The organism is Wenyingzhuangia marina, from assembly GCF_900130035.1.
Classification (GTDB): domain Bacteria; phylum Bacteroidota; class Bacteroidia; order Flavobacteriales; family Flavobacteriaceae; genus Wenyingzhuangia; species Wenyingzhuangia marina.
In genome coordinates this window covers 377509-395663 of record NZ_FQXQ01000001.1, presented here as the reverse complement: position 1 = coordinate 395663, position 18155 = coordinate 377509, and the positions used below count along the sequence as shown (strand labels likewise).

The window sequence follows — 18155 nt, the reverse complement described above, 5'->3', positions numbered from 1 at the left end:
TTTAGTATATTTCGCTAAAATATTTTTTTGAAAACAATAGTTGTTTCTGTTACCAATGATTTAGTTATAGATCAACGTGTGCATAAAGTTTGTATCACGTTGCAAGAAATGGGTTTTAGTATTCATTTAATAGGTAGAAAACTAAAAAATAGTTTACCTATTGATAGAAATTATAGAACAACTAGAATAAAACTTTTATTTAATAGAGGACCGTTGTTTTATGCAGAATATAATTTTAGATTGTTTTGGTTCTTACTTTTTACTAAAAAAGAGGTGCTGCTTTCGAATGATTTAGATACATTATTGTCTAATTTTTTAGTTTCAAAAATAACCAACAAGCCTATTGTTTATGATAGTCACGAATTGTTTACTGAGGTTCCAGAATTAATTCATAGACCAAAAGTTCAAAAGGTTTGGTTAGCCATAGAACAATTTATTTTTCCTAAGTTAAAAGATGTGTTTACGGTTAATCAACTGATTGCAGATATTTATTATAATAAATATAAAGTGCCCATAAAGGTCTTAAGAAATATTGCCCCAAGATATCATTTTACAAGTATTGAAGAAGATTTTGTGCAAAAAGTAAAAGGAGATTCTAAAATGCTGATTTTACAAGGAGCAGGAATTAATATTGATAGAGGTGGAGAGGAAGCTGTAGAAATGATGCGTTATGTAGATGGAGCAGTTTTGTATATTATTGGTAGTGGAGATGTTTTTCCATTACTTCAAAAAATAGTAGATAAATATCAATTACAAAACAAAGTTTTTTTGCTGGGAAGAAGGCCTTATGATGAGTTAATGACTTATACTAAAATTGCTGATATTGGTTTGTCTTTAGATAAAAATACCAATTTAAATTACGAGTATAGTCTGCCTAATAAGGTATTTGATTATATTCAAGCAGAGACACCTTTGTTGGTTTCTAATCGTAGGGTGGTAGCTAAGTTGGTGAATGATGAAAATATAGGAGAAGTTATTTCACATCATAACCCCAAAAAAATGGCAAAAAAAGTAATGGAGATGTTGGATTCCCCTGATTATGAAGTTTGGAAAAATAATTTAAAAGCAGCAGCTCAAAAATATAATTGGGAAAAAGAATCAGAAGTTATTAAGCAGGTTTATAGCAAGTTTTTATGATGATAATTTATTCAGAAGTTATATCTTCTAGATTGATTTACACTTTAAACGTACTGTTTAAGTATGTGATAGGGGTTGATTATGATTTGACAAGTAATCAACATGATTTTGAAGCATCAGTCAAGTCTAAAGTAAATTACTCTGAAAAAAATATTGATAATGCTTTACAAATCGCTCCTTCAAAATTGCTGTTTGAAAAAAGTATTCAAGAGCAAAACATTCAAGTAGACTGGGTAGATGAACTGCCATTTTTTTTTAAAACAAATGGAGAGATTCCATATGATATTTTTGCTTCTACTTTTTACATGGTTGTGAGGTATGAGGAATATTTGTCTTTTAAGCCTGATGCTCATGGACGTTTTTCTGCTGAAAAAAGTTTGGCTTTTAAACAAGGCTTTTTAAAAAAGCCAGTAGTGAATTTATGGGCAATTTTTTTGCAAAATAAATTACAAGAAATATCTCCTAATTTATCTTTTCCCAAAAAGAAAACTAGCTTTTTAAATACCTTAGATATTGATATTGCATATGCTTATAAGGCAAAAGGTTCTTTTCGTTTTATAGGTGGTTTTTCAAAAGCTATTATACAAAGAAATAAAGAAGAAATAGGCTTGAGAAAGAGTTACTTAACTTCTAAAAAAGATCCTTTTGATACTTATGATTTTATTGCAAAAAAATCTGAAAACATTAACACTCAGTATTTCTTTTTGCTAGGAGATTATGCTGAATTTGATAAGAATATTCATCCTTCAAAAAAAGGATTAAAAAAGTTGATTTTAAAACTGAGTAAACAACACAAAATAGGAATTCATCCTTCTTATCAATCTAATCAAAAACTAGAAAAAGTAGCTAAGGAAATAAAGAGGTTAGAGAAAATTCTAGATGATGAAGTAACACTTAGTCGTCAACATTTTTTAAAAATGAGTTTTCCATTAACTTACGAAAACTTAATCAACAATGGAATTAAAGTAGATTATACTATGGGCTTTGCTTCTCAGGTTGGTTTTAGAGCTGGAGTTTGTAATGTTTTTCCATTTTATAATTTAGAAAAAGAAGAGCAAAGGCCTTTGTGGATAGTGCCTTTTCAGGTGATGGATGGAACATTAAATCAGTATTTAAAGTTAAGCCCAAAAGAGGGAATTCAAGAAATAAAAAGTTTAATAGAGGAGGTAAATAATGTTAACGGTTTGTTTGTTTCGCTTTGGCATAATTCTTCTTTGTCAGAAACAGATATTTGGAAATGTTGGCGAAAAGTGTATGAGGAAATGTTAACTTTAATGAGGAATTGAGTAAAATTACATGCATAAAAAAATTCACATAGTATCTTTTGATGTACCTTATCCGCCAAACTATGGAGGAGTAATTGATGTTTTTTATAAAATAAAAGCATTGCATAGTATTGGAGTAAATATTATTCTACACTTATTTGAATATGGTAGGGGAGAGCAAGAAGAATTAAAAAAATATTGTGAGCAGGTATTTTATTATAAGAGAGAGGTTCATAAAAGGGCATTGGTTTCTAGGTTGCCATTTATAACTAAAACTAGGTGTAATGAACAGTTAGAAAAACGTTTGTTACAAGATGATTTTCCTATCCTTTTTGAAGGGTTGCATACTACTGAGTTGATTTATAACAATAAACTAAATGATAGATTTTTACTAGTAAGAACACATAATATTGAGCATGAATATTATCGTGGATTGGTCAAGACTGAAGCCAATTTCTGGAAAAAATCATTTTTTAAATTAGAGTCTTTAAAGTTAAAGAAATATCAATCTGTTTTAAAAAAGACAACTTATATTTTAAGTATTTCTCCGGTAGAACAAGATTATTTTTATAGGCTATATGGAAGTAAAACTGTGTATATACCTGTTTTTACAAACATGGAATTTACTGAATTTCTTCCAGAAGAAAATTTTATTCTTTGGCATGGAGATTTAAGAGTTAGTGATAATGTTAAATCAGCTTTACAGGCTATTGAGGTTGTGAAAAATACTGCTTATAGGCTGGTTATTGCTGCTAGTTATAAATGTGATTTAATTATAAAAGCTTGTGAGTTATATGAGAATGTTACCATAGATTTTCTTGAAAACGAGAATGATTTAGAAGTACTATTAACAAAAGCCAAAGTAAATTTATTATTTACATATCAACCTACAGGAATCAAGTTAAAATTAATCAATACTTTGGTGAAAAGCCGTATAGTATTAACGAATGAGATGATGGTAGATGGAACAGGCTTAGAAGAATTATGTGTGATAGCAAATTCAACAGAAGAGATTAAACATCAATTAAAAGAATTAATGAATACTCTATTTACAGATGAGGATAGAAGTAAGAGAAAAGAATTACTTAAGTCTTTCGATGTAAAATTAAATGCTCAGAAAATAATTGATTTATTAGATTAGTTACTGCTGGTGCACTACTTCAAAAACTTCTCCGTTTTCAACCTTAAAAGTACGCTGAGGATATTTTAAAATTAAAGAATAATCGTGAGTTGCCATTAAAATGGTTTTTCCACTTTTGTGAATCTGATTTAGCAATTCCATCACCTCCATAGAAGTTTTTGGATCTAAATTCCCTGTTGGCTCATCGGCAATAATTAATTCCGGATCGTTTAACAATGCTCTAGCAATGGCAATTCTTTGTTGTTCTCCTCCAGAAAGTTGAAAAGGCATTTTATAACCTTTGTCTTGCAAACCAACTTTGGTTAAAACTTCGTTTATTTTACTATGCATTTTGTCTTTGTCTTTCCAGCCTGTGGCTTTTAAAACAAATAGCAAGTTGTCGTTAATACTTCTGTCATTTAATAATTTAAAATCCTGAAAAACAATTCCAATTTTACGTCTTAAAAAAGGAATTTGTTTTTCTTTTAAGCTAGGTAAATCATACTCAACTACTTCACCAACTCCGTCAATTAAAGGCAAGTCTCCATAAAGTATTTTTAACAAGCTACTTTTTCCACTTCCTGTTTTTCCAATTAAATAGAAGAATTCCCCCTTGTTAATTTCAAAGTCTAAATTCTTAAGAATTAAAATATTGTCTTGAAAAATATTGGCGTTTTTTAAGTATAAAACAGGCTGAGACATAGGGTTGATGTTTTATACAAACATATGTAAATTCTATGAATCTTAAAATTATATACACATGCTTTATGAGAACATATATTAATCTATTGAAGTTTTTATTTGTGATGAGTAATTTAATTTTTTTGACAAGTGATATGACTACCCAAATTACTCTGATACTGTTAATTAAATAAGTTATTGTTTCTGTATTTACTGTTAAAAAATCAATCATAAATAATAAGTTTTAAGAGTTATAAAGCATCATTTTAAAATGCCTGTTCTTTCATAAGGTGGGAGTGTGTCGTAATAAACTGTAAATCAGTAACTTGATTGAGTTTATGAAATGTAGATTTACTTGGGTGTACTAGTTGTTTTATTTATGTTTTTTGGCTCGGTTAATCACTAGAATAAAAACAAGATTTCAAATAAAATAGACTCAATTCCGTTAATTGATAAGTATATTATTTAATTTTAATCTTTGAATAAATAGAAAGAATTTATGAAGAAACAATTTGTGAGAATCGTTAGTGTTGTGCTCTTTAGCTCGGGGACATTAATGGCTCAAAATAGTTATAAAGAAAACCCATCAGTTAAGTGGTATTCCAAAGCAGTCTTAGCTTTTGATAAAGAAGAATACTCCTTAGCAAAAGAGTATTTACAGAAAGTAGTGTTCGAAGATTATAAAGAATCTTCTGTTCAAGTATATCAAATGCTAACCAATTTAGCGTTGAATGAGCCTAATGCAGGAACTGAAACAGAAAAGTATTTGGCTTCTAATCCGTTTACGAGTCAGAAAACAGATTTGATTTTGGCTTTGTCTAATTATTATTTCCAAAGAAAAGACCATCAAAAAGCTTTGGGTTGGTTTCAGAAATTGGATGTTAAATTGTTGACAGACGAACAAGAAAATAATTATAACTACAAGTTAGCGTTTGCCAATTACACTCAGAAAAATTATACCAAGGCAAAACAATATTTAATTCCAATTTCTAAAAGTGGGGCTTATCAAAAAGAAGCACATTATTATTTGGGAAATATTGCCATGGAAAACAAAGATTATGACACAGCTTTGTATCATTTTAATTTTATTGAAGACAGTCCTAAATATCAAAAAGAAATTGTTTATCAAGAATTGGTGATTTTATATCATCAAAAACAATATCAGCAAGTGGTTGATTTGGGAGAAGCTTATTATCCTGAAGTAAATGGTTTGTTAGAGCAGTCAGAACTGTCTAAAATTATAGGAGAAAGTTATTTTTATTTACAGAATTATAAACAAGCCATTCCTTATTTAATTAAATACAGAGGGAGACATAGAAAATTGTCTGAGGCTGATTATTACTTTTTAGGATATGCTTATTATCAACTAAAAGATTATCATTCAGCTATTGAAAATTTTAACAAAATTACCGATGAAAAAAGTGCTGTTTCGCAAAATGCACATTATCATTTAGGAGATTGTTATTTAAAATTAAATCAGAAAACACAAGCTTTAAATGCTTTTAAAAATGCATCAGAAATGACATTTGATGCCGAAATTCAACAAGATGCTTTTTTAAATTATGCCAAGTTGAGTTATGAAATCGGGAATCCTTATCAAAGTAGTTCTGAGGTTTTACAAGAGTTTGTAGACCAATATCCAAACGCACCATCTTCTGAATTGATAGAAGGATTAATTGTAAGTGCTTATTTACAGTTTAAAGACTATGAAGGAGCGCTTGATTATTATGATACTCAAAGTTTAGTGAAAGACGGGCAATATCAAGAAATATTGTTACAAAGAGGTTTTGAATTGTTTACGGCTCGTAAATACAAAGAAGCTTTATCTGTTTTTGGGAAAGCTGCCAATATGTATAACAACAAACAAACCAAGCAAAGAGCTTTGTTTTGGATGGCTGAAAGTTTATCAGAAATGTACAATTTTAAAGATGCTGCTTATGAATATGAAATGTTTGTAAAGAATGCCGCATCAGAATCAATAAAAGAATATCCTGATGGATTGTATGGTTTGGCTTATAGTTTATTTCAACAAAAAAAGTACAACAATGCTTTAACCTACTTTGAAAAATATCTTACTGTTGCCAATGATGATGCAAAGAAAAGAAATGCTGAATTGCGTATTGCGGATTGTCATTTTGTGAACAAAACTTATTGGAGTGCTTTAGAAAATTATAATAAGATTATTAAAGAGAATAAAAATCAAGTGGATTATGCCATGTATCAAAAAGCATTGTCTTACGGATTTTTAGGAAAAGACGATCAGAAAAAAGAAACCTTAAAGACCTTACAAGGTCAGTTTAAAATCTCTCCTTATTTAGATAAATCGTATTACGAATTAGGGAATTTATTTGCGAATAAGACTCAGAATAAAGAGGCTTTGACAGCTTACGATGATTTAATTTTTAAGTTTCCAAAAAGTCCTTTAGTAAGTAAAGCCAAGTTAAAAACTGGAATTATTTTATTCAACTCTAACAACAACGAAGGAGCTGTTAAAGTGTTAAGACAATTGGTAGCGGATTATCCTGGAACTGCAGAAGCGGTTCAGGCTGTAAAGATGGCGGAACAGGTTTATAAAGATATGGATCAAGTGGAGGTTTATGCAAAATGGGCTACTCAGTTAGAGTTTATGAATATTTCTGATGCAGACATCGACAAATCTATGTTTGAGGTTGCAGAGAGTAAATATTTTGCCAACGAATTAAAAGAAGCTATTTCTAGTTGTAAAAAATATTTAATCAATTTTCCAAATGGAATTCATGCTTTAACGGCACATTTTTATTTAGCTCAGGCTTATTTTAATACCGATGCCAAAGAAAATGCCATTCCAGAATATAAAGAATTATTAAAGGTAAATACCAATGAATATACCGAAGTTGCTTTAAGCAAATTGTCTCAAATTTATTTAGAGAAAGAAGAGTGGGATTTGGCTAGTGAGTTGTTGTTAAGAATAGAAAAAGAGGCTACAAATGCACAAAGTAAAGTGTATGCACAAAGTAATTTGATGAAGTATTATTATCAAAAAGAAAATTATAAACAAGCATTGGCTTATACAGATGTCGTTTTAAAAAACAATAAAAGTTCTGAAGATGCAGTAGCCGATGCTTATGTATACGGAGCAAGAAGTTCGGTAGAATTAAAACAATATCCAACAGCTAAAACCTATTACCAAAAATTAGAAACTATTGGAAAAGGAAACGTAAAAGCAGAAGCAAATTATTACAAAGCACTGTGGTTACATCAAGATAAATCTTTTGTAAAATCTAATGAGCAAGTACAATTGTTGGCTAGTAAATTCCAAGGATATAAATATTGGGGAGTAAAAGGATTGTTGTTAATGGCTAAAAATTTTCATGCTTTAAATGATGATTTTCAGGCAAACTTTATTCTAAACAATGTGATTAAAAACGCCAAAGAATTTAATGATGTATTGCAAGAAGCCAAAACCTTGTTAAAAGAATACAAAGGAGAAGAAGCTACTGAAAAAGAACCGACAACAGCAGTTGAAAAAAACAAAGTACAAGAAAACGAATTGATTTTAGAAGCTGTAAATGAATTTTAAGATGAAGAAACAATTAATATTATTAAGCTTGTTTGCAACTGCGTTAACTACTTATGCACAAGAAGAACAAGAAGACATAAAAAAAGAAGATGTAGTGGTGGAGTTTTCATTTAACCCAACACTTTCAGATGTTTTTAAGCTAAAAACTTCTCCAAATGAAGCGGAGAGTTTTTCCAAAAAACAAGTAACTTATCAAATAAATTCAAAAGGAGTACCATCGGATTTTGTGCCCATTGCTAAAAAAGTAGTGTACGTAAATATTGATGATTCTAAGCCGACCAATTATTACAATTATATTTATGGTGCAGCAGGTTTTTATGGTAACGGAGAGTTTGAGTTATTAATTCAACCTCAAAAAACCAAAAAGAATTACGAATATGGTTTAAGTTTAACGAGCTATAATTCACAAAACGGAATTGATAATAAAAAGGTTGATAACGGTCAGTGGAAAGTAGATTTAGGTTTGTTTTTAACCAAAAAAGGGAAAAAGTTAGATTGGAGAGCGGATGTAGATTATCAAAACAATTTGGTGCATTGGTATGGTTTAGATGCGAATATTCCATCGTCATCTTATCAAGATCAAAATGTGCAACAATCTTATAAAGATTTAAAATTTTCCGGAACTATTGATTATAAAGATACCTTTGTAAAGACTTTAACGCCATCGCTTCAGTTTTTTTCTGATGATTTTAGTAGTTCAGAAGTCAACATAAAATTAGGAACAGAATTGAATCCAAATTTATTTGGCGACATCATCAAAGCTAAGGTTGATTTTCAGTATTTAAACGGAAGTTTTAATCAGAGTTATGGAAGTGTAGATAACATTAACTACAGTTTTTTAAATATTGGGGTAACACCATCTTATACTTATAAAACAGATGTTTTTAGATTAACTACAGCGTTAGGATTGTTTATTAATAACAATAAAGAAGTTTCTAAAACAGACTTTTTGTTTTTGCCAAAAGTACAAGCAGATGTTATTTTGGTCCAAGATATTATGAATTTACATGGAGGAATTAGAAGTAAAATGACTCAAAATTCTTATGCTAGTTTGGCTTCAGAAAATCCATTTGTTTCACCAACGTTAAATATCGAAACCAGTCACACTCCTGTGGATGTGTTTTTAGGGTTAGATGGAGCTTTGTCAAAAAGTATTAGATATGGTATTGAAGGAAATTATAAAACAATGAAGAATCAAGCTTTGTTTGTTCACAATAATCAACCTTTTACTATCGATCAGGCTTTTACTATGGGGAACAGTTTTAATGTAGTGTACGATGATATCAATGTTTTGTCGGCCAAAGCAAATGTAGAAGTAGATTTCTCTAAATATGTAAAAGCAGGTGGAAATGTAATCTTTAATTCTTTTGATCCTAAAAATGAGGAAAAAGCATGGAACTTATCTGAAATAGAAATGGAGACTTATTTAAACTATCATCAGAACAAGTTTTTCTCTCAGTTAGGAATTAATATTGTTGATGGAAGATACTCGTTGTCTACCACAAATCAACCCAAAAAACTAGACGGTTTTTTAGATATGAATCTTAAAATGGGGTACATCATCAACCAAAGATTGAACGCACATGTTAATTTGTATAACATGTTAAGCAATAAATATGAGCTATATAGAAATTATGGAGTTCAGGGAGTACAGGCTGTAGTTGGACTTTCATATAAATTTTAAATATGCACTGGGAACAATTATTATCTCTTAAAAGAGCAGGCGATAAAGATGGACGTTTTAGAAAAGATCAAGATGAAACCAGATTAGGTTTTGAAGTAGATTTTGATAGAATTGTTTTTTCATCAGCATTTAGAAGTTTACAAGACAAAACCCAAGTAATTCCTTTGTCTGATACTGATTTTGTACATACAAGATTAACACACAGTATGGAAGTTTCTGTAGTAGGGCGTTCTTTGGGTAGAATTGTAGGGAAACAATTGTTAGAAAAACATCCGTATTTAAAAGAACTTGGTTATACTTTTAATGATTTTGGAGCCATTGTAGCTGCTGCTGCCTTGTCTCACGATATTGGAAATCCGCCTTTTGGACACAGTGGAGAAAAGTCTATTGGAGAATATTTTAATTCAGGGAACGGACAAAAGTTTAAAGCTGAATTATCAGAGAAAGAATGGCAAGATTTAATTGATTTTGAAGGAAATGCCAACGGATTTAAAATTTTAACTCAAGACGGTTTAGGGGTAAAAGACGGATTAAGATTGTCATACGCCACTTTGGGAGCCTTTATGAAATATCCTAAAGAATCGTTGCCTAAAAAAGCCACCAAGCATATTGTAGATAAAAAGTTTGGATTCTTTCAGTCTGAAAAAGACAAGTTTGTGGATGTTGCCGAGACCTTAGGTTTAAAAATCATGCGAACAGGAAATGATGTAGCTTATTATCGTCACCCTTTGGCTTATTTGGTAGAAGCTGCAGATGATATTTGTTACACCATTATTGATTTTGAAGACGGAATTAATCTTGGGTTGGTTGATGAAGAGTTTGCTTTAGAATACATGATTAAGTTGGTACAGGACAAAATTGATATTAAAAAATATCATTCTTTACAACTTAAAAAAGATAGGGTAAGTTATTTAAGAGCTTTGGCTATAAATAGTTTAATTGGTGAAGCTGTTAAAATTTTTATAGAAAATGAAGAGAGTATTTTAAACGGAACTTTTGAGAAATCATTGTTAGATAGATGTAAATACGAGGCTCAAATTAATGACATTATCAAATTAAGTGTTGATAAAATTTATCACAGCAGAAGTGTGATAGAAAAAGAAGTGGCGGGATATAAAATTATTTCAGATTTGTTAGAAGTTTTCATCAATGCAGTGAACAATTCTTACCTAGGAAAAGCTTCTAATTACGATCAATTAACTATAATGATGTTGCCACAGGAGTTTAAAAACCAATCAGAAAGTTTGTACGTACGTATTATGAGTGTTTGTTCTTATGTAGCAGGAATGTCTGACAGTTATGCCATTTTGGTTCACAAAAAAATAAGCGGAGTCATGATGTCTTAATTAAAAAACATAAGTTACCCCAACTCCTAAAATTTGTTTTAGCTGTACTTTTGGACCTGTTTGTGTTCCGTCCGATTCTATGATTTTAGAATCATCATCATATAAAAGATGCGATCCTATTTTGGCTTGAATGTATTGGTTTACTTTCATGTCAACATTCAGTTCAATTTCAGTATCCACGTTTCCAAACTTATCAATATAATCAGAGTAAAAAGAACTTTTAAGGTTAAAATTCATGTTCTCCATAATGGTGGTTTTGTATTCTAAACGAACCAAAGCACCAAGTTCAGAGTATATGTTTTCTCCTTTTTTAATAATATTTCCATCGGCATCTTTCACAGCAGGAGTAACCCCAAAAGCTCCTTTGTCAGCTAATTTTTGGTTCAGTACAAAAGTTACCTGATTGGTTAGTGGTGAAATGTGGAGTTTAAAAAGATTATCATTGTCCGTATAAAGTCCCCCAACCCCAACACGCATACGCGCAGGTGCAAAAAAGCTAGAAATTACATTTTCTCTATCATTTCCTTTATAACCTCTAAAGAACTGTGTAGTTAAGTTAAATTCTCCTGAGTAATACCACTTAGATTCAATACTAGACTTGTAACTGAATGAGGATTTTAAATCGATTACATCATCGGTTTTTCTAGAGTGTTCATTTCCGTTCTCTTTGCTTAAACCATACTTTAGGGTTACATCGTTGGACCAATATAGTCTTCCTTTTTTATAATCATAATCTCCTTTAAAAGAAGTGATTCCTGCAACGCTATTATTTCCTCCTTTGGTCCAATTTACAAATGATGTTTGAGTAAGTAAAAGTCCAGGTTTGTTGGTAAAAGTCCAATAATTAGGTTTAACACTTTCTTTTAAAATAGTATTGATACTATCCTTTTTAATAGCACTTTTATAGGAAATAGTATCACTTTCTGTTTTATGAAAAACCCTGTTGATTTTAGCTTTTAGTTTGGCGATACTTTCTGGCGTAGGAATAGTGTCCATGTGAGTTACCGAAGCATGGCTGTAATTACTATAAATACAGAAGATTAGAATCATTAATAAACGACCCATATATTTTTTTTTATCATATGAATGTGTCAAAAAATATGCCATTATAAAGTTGATAAAATTGTATTAAATATTGATGCTTCGTCAATATTTACAATTGCTTTTAATTCTTGTGTTTTTCCGTGTTCAATAAAGTTGTCTGGAACTCCTTTGATCATTATTTTTTGATGATAATTATGTTGTGCTGCAAACTCTAAAATGGCTGAACCAAAACCTCCTTGAATACTTCCATCTTCGTAAGTAATAATGGTTTTGTAACTTGAAAAAATTTTATGCAGTAGTTTATCATCTAACGGTTTAATAAACTGCATATTGTAATGTCCAACCTTATCTCTTCCTTCTTCATCAAATTGACAGATGGCAAAGTTAACGATATTCCCTATAGTACCAATACTTAAAACCGCAGTACTATTTCCCTCTTTTAACATACGTCCTTTACCTATAAGAATATCATTAAAAGGCTGTTTCCAATCAACATTTTCACTGAGTCCTCTAGGATAGCGAATGGCAATAGGAGTGCTTAATCCTTTTTGAGCGGTGTACATAATGTTTCTTAAATCTATCTCGTTCATTGGAGCGTAAAGAATCATGTTTGGAATGCAACGTAAATAAGCAATATCAAATATTCCGTGATGTGTAGCACCGTCGTTTCCTACCAATCCAGCTCTGTCTAAACAAAAAATAACTGGAAGTTTTTGAATGGCAACATCATGAATAACCTGATCATAGGCTCTTTGTAAAAAGGTAGAGTAAATATTACAGAAAGGAACCAATCCTTGTTTGGCCATTCCAGCCGCTAAGGTTACAGCATGTTGTTCTGCAATGCCTACATCAAAAGCTCTTTCGGGCATTTCTGCAATCATATATTTTAAAGAACTCCCTGTAGGCATGGCCGGAGTAATTCCAACAATTTTAGGATTCTTTTTAGCAAGTTCTATAATAGTGTGTCCAAAAATATCTTGATATTTTGGAGGTGTAATATGATCTGTAGATTTAATTCTATCTCCAGTTTCAGCATTAAATTTTCCAGGAGCATGATAAGTAATTTGATCTTCTTCTGCTTTTTTTAATCCTTTCCCTTTGGTAGTTACAATATGTAAAAACTTAGGGCCTTCAACGTTTTGTAATCTTTTTAATTCGCTAATAACTTTTGGTAAATCGTGTCCATCAATGGGACCAGAATAATCAAAGTTTAAGGCTTCAAAAATATTGTCTCGGTTAAGTTCTTTTCCGTTTTTGGTTTGAGTAAGATAATCTTTTAACGCTCCAATACTTGGGTCTATTCCAATGGCGTTATCGTTTAAAATGACTAGTAAATTAGCATTGGTTACTCCAGCATGATTCAACGCTTCAAAAGCCATCCCAGAGGCAATGGAAGCATCACCAATAACAGCAATGTGTTGCTGTTTTGTGTCTCCTTGAATTTTTGCTGCCATGGCCATTCCTAAGGCTGCAGAAATAGAAGTAGAGGAATGTCCCGTTCCAAAAGCATCATATTCACTTTCAAAAATATTTGGAAATCCAGAAATTCCGTTTAATCTTCTGTTGGTGTCAAAAATAGTTCGTCTCCCGGTTAAAATTTTATGTCCGTAGGCTTGATGACCTACATCCCAAATTAATTTATCTTTAGGCGTGTTAAAAATATAGTGAATGGCAATGGTTAACTCTACCACACCAAGGCTAGCTCCTAAATGACCTTCTTTGGTCGCTACGATGTTAATAATAAACGCTCTTAATTCATGAGCTAGCTGTTGTAGTTCATCAATGGAAAGATTTTTTAGGTCTTTGGGAGTGTTAATGGTATTAAGAATATTTTTCACGGCACAAAATTACGATTTTGAGATTTGTCCTTGCAAATTATCGTTCAATAAAGTAGTTTTAGTTTTTTTAAAACATTTACGGAATAATGATAGATCCTTTTGATGACGATTATTACATGAAAAAAGCTTTAGATGAAGCGCATGAAGCTTTTGATAAAGGCGAAGTTCCTGTGGGTGCTGTTATTGTTATGAACAATCAAATTATTGCAAGAGGACACAATTTAACCGAGCAATTAAATGATGTTACAGCACATGCTGAAATGCAAGCTTTTACTGCTGCTGCTAACTTTTTAGGAGGAAAATATTTACAAGATTGTACTTTATATGTAACCTTGGAGCCTTGTCAAATGTGTGCAGGGGCTAGTTATTGGACACAAATAGGGAAAATTGTTTATGGGGCTTCAGACCATCAGAGAGGTTTTTCAGCTCTAAATACTTTACTTCATCCAAAAACAACTGTGATTTCTGGAATAAGAGAAGAGGAGTGTAGTAAGTTGTTAAAAGATTTCTTTTTATCTAGAAGAGACTTGAATTAATCCTCAATTTTACTTACATTAGGATCATTGTGTTTTAAAGAGTATTTGGTCAAATCTTTTCCTTTATATCTGTGATATATAAATAAAGGCATCAATACAAATGTTAAGGTAATGACTCCGAACCCCATGAATTTTGCACTTTTAGGATCGTTTAAAGCGTAAAAATATCCTCCAATAGCCCACAAAACCAATACCAGTAACAATAAAATTTTTAATAATATCTTCATATTCATTCTTTAATGAGTCTTTCAAAATTAGCTAATTTGGATGGAAATATAATCATAGTTCTCATGAAGTTTAATATTAGGATTCCCGCTGTTTTTTTTGTTCTTTTATGTTTACTGATGTCATGTCAGTCTAAATCAAATGAATCAAAAATGTTAGTGATTGCTCACAGAGGTGCCTCCGGTTATTTGCCAGAACATACATTGCCAGCCAAAGCTTTGGCTTATGGAATACATCCGGATTTTTTAGAGCAAGATGTAGTGTTAACCAAAGATGATGTTCCTGTGGTAATTCACGACATCCATTTAGAAACAACGACCAATGTTGCTGATATTTTTCCTGATAAGAAAAGAGCTGATGGAAAATATTATGTGATTGATTTTACATGGAATGAGTTAGAGCAATTAGATGTTACAGAAAGATTTAATGCTGATACCCAAAAAGCAATGTATGCTGATAGATTTCCAATTCATAAATCGATTTTTAAACTACATACGTTGTCTCAAGAAATTGAAATGATTCAAGGGTTAAATAAGTCTATGAATAAAAATATGGGAATTTATGTAGAAATTAAAGAACCAAAATTTCACAGAAATGAGGGGAAAGATATTGCTAAAATTGTTTTGGAGGTTCTTACTAATTATGGATACAAAACTTTGAAAGACAATTGTATATTACAATGTTTTGATGCAATAGAACTCAAAAAAATTAGACAAGAATATCAATCTGATTTGTTTTTGGTACAACTCTTAGAAGTTGGTTATGCTGATGAGGTTTTTAGAAATATGACTCCCAGACAAATGGTTGATGAAATTGCATTATATGCTAACGGAATTGGACCTTGGTACAAACAAATGATTGCAGGTGATCATCATGTTGAAGGTTTTGAAAACTTGGTCACACTAGCACATCAGAAAGATTTAAAAGTACATGCATTTACTTATAGAGCAGATGATTTGGGAACGTTTACTTCTTTTAATGACTTGTTAAAAAATGCCAAAGAAAACTTAAAATTAGATGGTGTTTTTACCGATTTTCCAGACTTAGCAGTTCGCTATTTTAAGAAATAGAATCACTTGCCATAATTAGTTTTCGTCTGTATGCATTTAACAATCTAGATTTGGAAATAAAACCATAATATTTTCCATCTCTAATTACGGGTAAATTCCAAGCTCCTGTAGTTTTAAATTTTTCCATAATTACTTCCATAGAATCATTGGTATAGTCAATAATATCATCTGGAGCAATCATTAAATCTCTTACAAAAGTAGTGTCGTGTAAATCGGTATTAAACATAATAGATCTAATATCATCCATGTGTAATAAACCTATCAATTCTTTGTCTTTATTTACCACAGGAAAGTTATTCCTTTTTGATTTTACGATGACATTATGAGCCAATTCACCAAGAGTCATTCCTGGTTTAATTACTATAAAATCTTTTTCAATAACCTTGTTAATATTCATCAACATTAAAACACTTTTGTCTTTATCGTGTGTTAATAATTGACCTTTTTTGGCCAATGCTGATGTATAAATATTATGAGGAATAAATTGTTTAGTGATTAAAAAGGAGATAGAAGCAACAGTCATTAAAGGTAAAAACAACTCATATCCACCAGTAATTTCAGCAATTAAGAAAATAGCCGTTAATGGTGCTTGTAACACTCCGGCTAACAATCCGGCCATTCCCACCATGGCGAAATTACTTAAAGAAAGACTGCTAGATGCCAATTTTAAATGATTTACAACCGTAGCTACTACATAACCTGATACACTACCAATAAATAAAGAAGGAGCAAAAACACCACCAATACCACCAGCACCAAAAGTTAAAGCCATGGCAATTACTTTAAAGACAATTAATCCGACTAGAAGTCCAACAATCATCCAGATATTTTCAGCTTCAGAATTAAAAATATTGTTTTCTAAGATGGAAGATGCATCACCCATTAAAACACTGTTCATGGTATCAAAACCCTCTCCAAACAATGGCGGAATAAAGTATACTATAACACCAATTAAAGTACCTCCAAGTAATAATTTATAAATGGGGTTTTCAATTTTTTTGAAAAAATCCTGCATCCAAAAATAGACTTTGGTAAAATAGATAGAAACAAAAGAACACCCAATTCCTAAAATGATGTAAAACGTAATATCAGCAAGTTCAAACTTGTCTTTAATTTCAAAGTGCAAAAGAACTTCGTTCCCTAAAAAGAAATAAGAGGTCAATACGGCAGAAATAGAAGCCAATAACAACGGAATCATAGAAATCATGGTTAGTTCTAAACTAAAAATTTCTACGGCAAATACAATTGCGGTTATTGGTGCTTTAAAAATACAAGACACTGCTCCTGCAGCTGCACAAGCAACCAATACGGTTCTAGATCGTTGGTCTAAGTGAAAAAGTCTTGCTACGTTAGATCCAATGGCAGCACCTGTAGTTACCGTTGGTCCTTCAAGTCCAACAGAACCTCCAAAACCTACTGTTAATGGTGAGGTAATTAAAGAAGCCCACATTTGATATCTATCAATAATGGCTTCTCTTTTAGAAATAGAGTATAAAACGGAAGGAATTCCGTGACTCATTTTTTTTCTAACAATAAATTTAATCACCAAAAGGGTTAAACCGATACCAATTATTGGAAAAATAAAATAAAAACCTTTATGTACATCTTTAATAAACCCAGTTTCAAGAGCAATAAAAATATAATGCGTTAAGTTTTTAAGTGTTACAGCAGAAATACCTGCTAACAAACCGATAAGTACACTTAAAATATAAAGAAAATTTTCTGCTGAAATATGTTTGTATTTCCAGATCAAAAACTGATTTAATAAACTCCTTTTTCTCTGAGGCATGCCTATGATTTTTTCGGATGGCTAAGATAGTGTTTATTAGTAGAATATACTTAAACTACTTTAGGCTTGGATAGGACATTTTTTACAATGATCTTTTCCTTTCTTTTTGTACTTTTTACAGCACTTTTTCTTTTTATCTTTCGCTAAATATGCAAAGCAACATCCCGAATATTCTGGGGTTACAATCTCTTCAATGGTTCTTTCTAACATTATTTGCACTGATTAAGTCACTAAAAATCAGTGCAAATATAATCTTTATTTTAAATAAATCTAAATTAACTACTCGTTTTTGGCATTAATTTCTGTTTGAGCAACAATTCCTTCAATATCTTTATCAAATAAATAAGTACCACTTTTATCGTTACCAATAATTTTTAATTTATCTAAGATGGTTCTAGCTAAAGATTCTTCTTCTGCTTGTTCAGCCACGTACCATTGTAAAAAGTTATGAACTGTGTAGTTTTTCTCTTCTAAAGTTTGAAAAACCAAATGATTGATGCTTTCTGTAACTTGTTCTTCGCTTTCTAAAAACACAGTAAAAAGTTCGTGTAAATCTTTAAAAGTATCTTTGGGAGCATCTAAGCTAGGAATGTTTGCTTTTCCACCACGTTCGTTTACAAATTTTACCAATTTAAGCATGTGAATTCTTTCTTCATCTGCTTGGTTGTAAAAGAATCCCGCTACACCATTATATCCTATTACTTCTGCCCAAGTAGCCATGGCTAAATATTTCATAGAGGCATTGGCTTCTAAATGTATTTGGGTATTTAATGCTTTTTCTATTGTTTCTGATAACATATTTCGTTTTTTTAAAATGATATTAAAAAACTCTTTAAAAACAATATAAAGTTCTCAAGTAAA

The 18155-nt window shown here is 31.0% G+C and carries 14 protein-coding genes; 8 read left to right on the top strand and 6 right to left on the bottom strand.

From position 1 onward, the window contains the following. The first annotated feature begins 27 nt into the window (after positions 1–27). The 3 genes from BUB70_RS01660 to BUB70_RS01650 are packed head-to-tail and all read left to right on the top strand — an operon-like array spanning position 28 to position 3543. Complete coding sequence (locus BUB70_RS01660) at positions 28–1137, top strand: glycosyltransferase (RefSeq protein WP_084730135.1); 1110 nt, start codon at positions 28–30, stop codon at positions 1135–1137. Next, positions 1137–2423: a polysaccharide deacetylase family protein gene (locus BUB70_RS01655; protein WP_084730134.1), complete on the top strand. Its 1287-nt coding sequence runs from the start codon at positions 1137–1139 to the stop codon at positions 2421–2423. Before BUB70_RS01660 ends, BUB70_RS01655 begins: the two co-directional genes overlap by 1 nt. Before the next feature lie 10 nt (positions 2424–2433). Further along, the gene (locus tag BUB70_RS01650) at positions 2434–3543 is read left to right on the top strand and encodes a glycosyltransferase (RefSeq protein WP_073117945.1); all 1110 of its coding nucleotides are present in this window, start codon (positions 2434–2436) and stop codon (positions 3541–3543) included. Here the strand turns inward: BUB70_RS01650 and BUB70_RS01645 are convergent, their stop codons facing one another. Further along, entirely contained in the window at positions 3544–4224 is a 681-nt protein-coding gene (locus tag BUB70_RS01645; RefSeq protein WP_073117944.1) for a cell division ATP-binding protein FtsE, read from the bottom strand. Between the two features lie 478 nt (positions 4225–4702). Here BUB70_RS01645 and BUB70_RS01640 point away from each other — a divergent pair, with 478 nt between their 5' ends. The 3 genes from BUB70_RS01640 to BUB70_RS01630 are packed head-to-tail and all read left to right on the top strand — an operon-like array spanning position 4703 to position 10792. Further along, a complete protein-coding gene (locus BUB70_RS01640; protein ID WP_084730133.1) occupies positions 4703–7762 on the top strand; it encodes a tetratricopeptide repeat protein in 3060 nt (1019 codons plus the stop codon). A gap of 1 nt (position 7763) precedes the next feature. Continuing rightward, a complete protein-coding gene (locus tag BUB70_RS01635) occupies positions 7764–9446 on the top strand; it encodes a TonB-dependent receptor (protein ID WP_143155217.1) in 1683 nt (560 codons plus the stop codon). Positions 9447–9448: 2 nt separating this feature from the next. After that, positions 9449–10792 carry a deoxyguanosinetriphosphate triphosphohydrolase gene (locus BUB70_RS01630; RefSeq protein WP_073117941.1) on the top strand — a complete coding sequence of 448 codons (1344 nt, stop codon included), beginning with the start codon at positions 9449–9451 and terminating at the stop codon, positions 10790–10792. Here BUB70_RS01630 and BUB70_RS01625 read toward each other — a convergent pair whose 3' ends face one another. Then, positions 10793–11857, bottom strand: coding sequence for a DUF3078 domain-containing protein (locus tag BUB70_RS01625; protein ID WP_159431403.1), 1065 nt, complete (start codon positions 11855–11857; stop codon positions 10793–10795). A gap of 41 nt (positions 11858–11898) precedes the next feature. Continuing rightward, positions 11899–13674, bottom strand: a complete 1776-nt coding sequence (locus BUB70_RS01620) for a 1-deoxy-D-xylulose-5-phosphate synthase (RefSeq protein ID WP_073117940.1) — start codon at positions 13672–13674, stop codon at positions 11899–11901. 86 nt (positions 13675–13760) lie between these two features. Here BUB70_RS01620 and BUB70_RS01615 point away from each other — a divergent pair, with 86 nt between their 5' ends. After that, positions 13761–14210, top strand: a complete 450-nt coding sequence (locus tag BUB70_RS01615) for a nucleoside deaminase (protein WP_073117939.1) — start codon at positions 13761–13763, stop codon at positions 14208–14210. Here the strand turns inward: BUB70_RS01615 and BUB70_RS01610 are convergent. Next, positions 14207–14437 carry a hypothetical protein gene (locus tag BUB70_RS01610; protein WP_073117938.1) on the bottom strand — a complete coding sequence of 77 codons (231 nt, stop codon included), beginning with the start codon at positions 14435–14437 and terminating at the stop codon, positions 14207–14209. The genes BUB70_RS01615 and BUB70_RS01610 overlap by 4 nt on opposite strands. Before the next feature lie 63 nt (positions 14438–14500). Here BUB70_RS01610 and glpQ point away from each other — a divergent pair, with 63 nt between their 5' ends. Next, positions 14501–15505 (top strand): glycerophosphodiester phosphodiesterase, encoded by a 1005-nt coding sequence (glpQ, locus tag BUB70_RS01605; protein WP_073117937.1) that lies wholly within the window; start codon positions 14501–14503, stop codon positions 15503–15505. Here glpQ and BUB70_RS01600 read toward each other — a convergent pair. Both BUB70_RS01600 and BUB70_RS01595 read right to left on the bottom strand, forming a co-directional pair. After that, the gene (locus BUB70_RS01600) at positions 15495–17294 is read right to left on the bottom strand and encodes a chloride channel protein (RefSeq protein WP_073117936.1); all 1800 of its coding nucleotides are present in this window, start codon (positions 17292–17294) and stop codon (positions 15495–15497) included. The genes glpQ and BUB70_RS01600 overlap by 11 nt on opposite strands. A 279-nt stretch (positions 17295–17573) precedes the next feature. Continuing rightward, a complete protein-coding gene (locus BUB70_RS01595) occupies positions 17574–18092 on the bottom strand; it encodes a ferritin (RefSeq protein WP_073117935.1) in 519 nt (172 codons plus the stop codon). Between the last annotated feature and the right edge of the window lie 63 nt (positions 18093–18155).

Coding starts and splice junctions, on each gene's coding strand:
- BUB70_RS01655 (WP_084730134.1), top strand. CDS start 1,137: ATGATAATTTATTCAGAAGTTATATCTTCTAGATTGATTTACACTTTA.
- BUB70_RS01650 (WP_073117945.1), top strand. CDS start 2,434: ATGCATAAAAAAATTCACATAGTATCTTTTGATGTACCTTATCCGCCA.
- BUB70_RS01645 (WP_073117944.1), bottom strand. CDS start 4,224: ATGTCTCAGCCTGTTTTATACTTAAAAAACGCCAATATTTTTCAAGAC.
- BUB70_RS01640 (WP_084730133.1), top strand. CDS start 4,703: ATGAAGAAACAATTTGTGAGAATCGTTAGTGTTGTGCTCTTTAGCTCG.
- BUB70_RS01635 (WP_143155217.1), top strand. CDS start 7,764: ATGAAGAAACAATTAATATTATTAAGCTTGTTTGCAACTGCGTTAACT.
- BUB70_RS01630 (WP_073117941.1), top strand. CDS start 9,449: ATGCACTGGGAACAATTATTATCTCTTAAAAGAGCAGGCGATAAAGAT.
- BUB70_RS01625 (WP_159431403.1), bottom strand. CDS start 11,857: ATGGGTCGTTTATTAATGATTCTAATCTTCTGTATTTATAGTAATTAC.
- BUB70_RS01615 (WP_073117939.1), top strand. CDS start 13,761: ATGATAGATCCTTTTGATGACGATTATTACATGAAAAAAGCTTTAGAT.
- BUB70_RS01610 (WP_073117938.1), bottom strand. CDS start 14,437: ATGAAGATATTATTAAAAATTTTATTGTTACTGGTATTGGTTTTGTGG.
- glpQ (WP_073117937.1), top strand. CDS start 14,501: ATGAAGTTTAATATTAGGATTCCCGCTGTTTTTTTTGTTCTTTTATGT.
- BUB70_RS01600 (WP_073117936.1), bottom strand. CDS start 17,294: ATGCCTCAGAGAAAAAGGAGTTTATTAAATCAGTTTTTGATCTGGAAA.
- BUB70_RS01595 (WP_073117935.1), bottom strand. CDS start 18,092: ATGTTATCAGAAACAATAGAAAAAGCATTAAATACCCAAATACATTTA.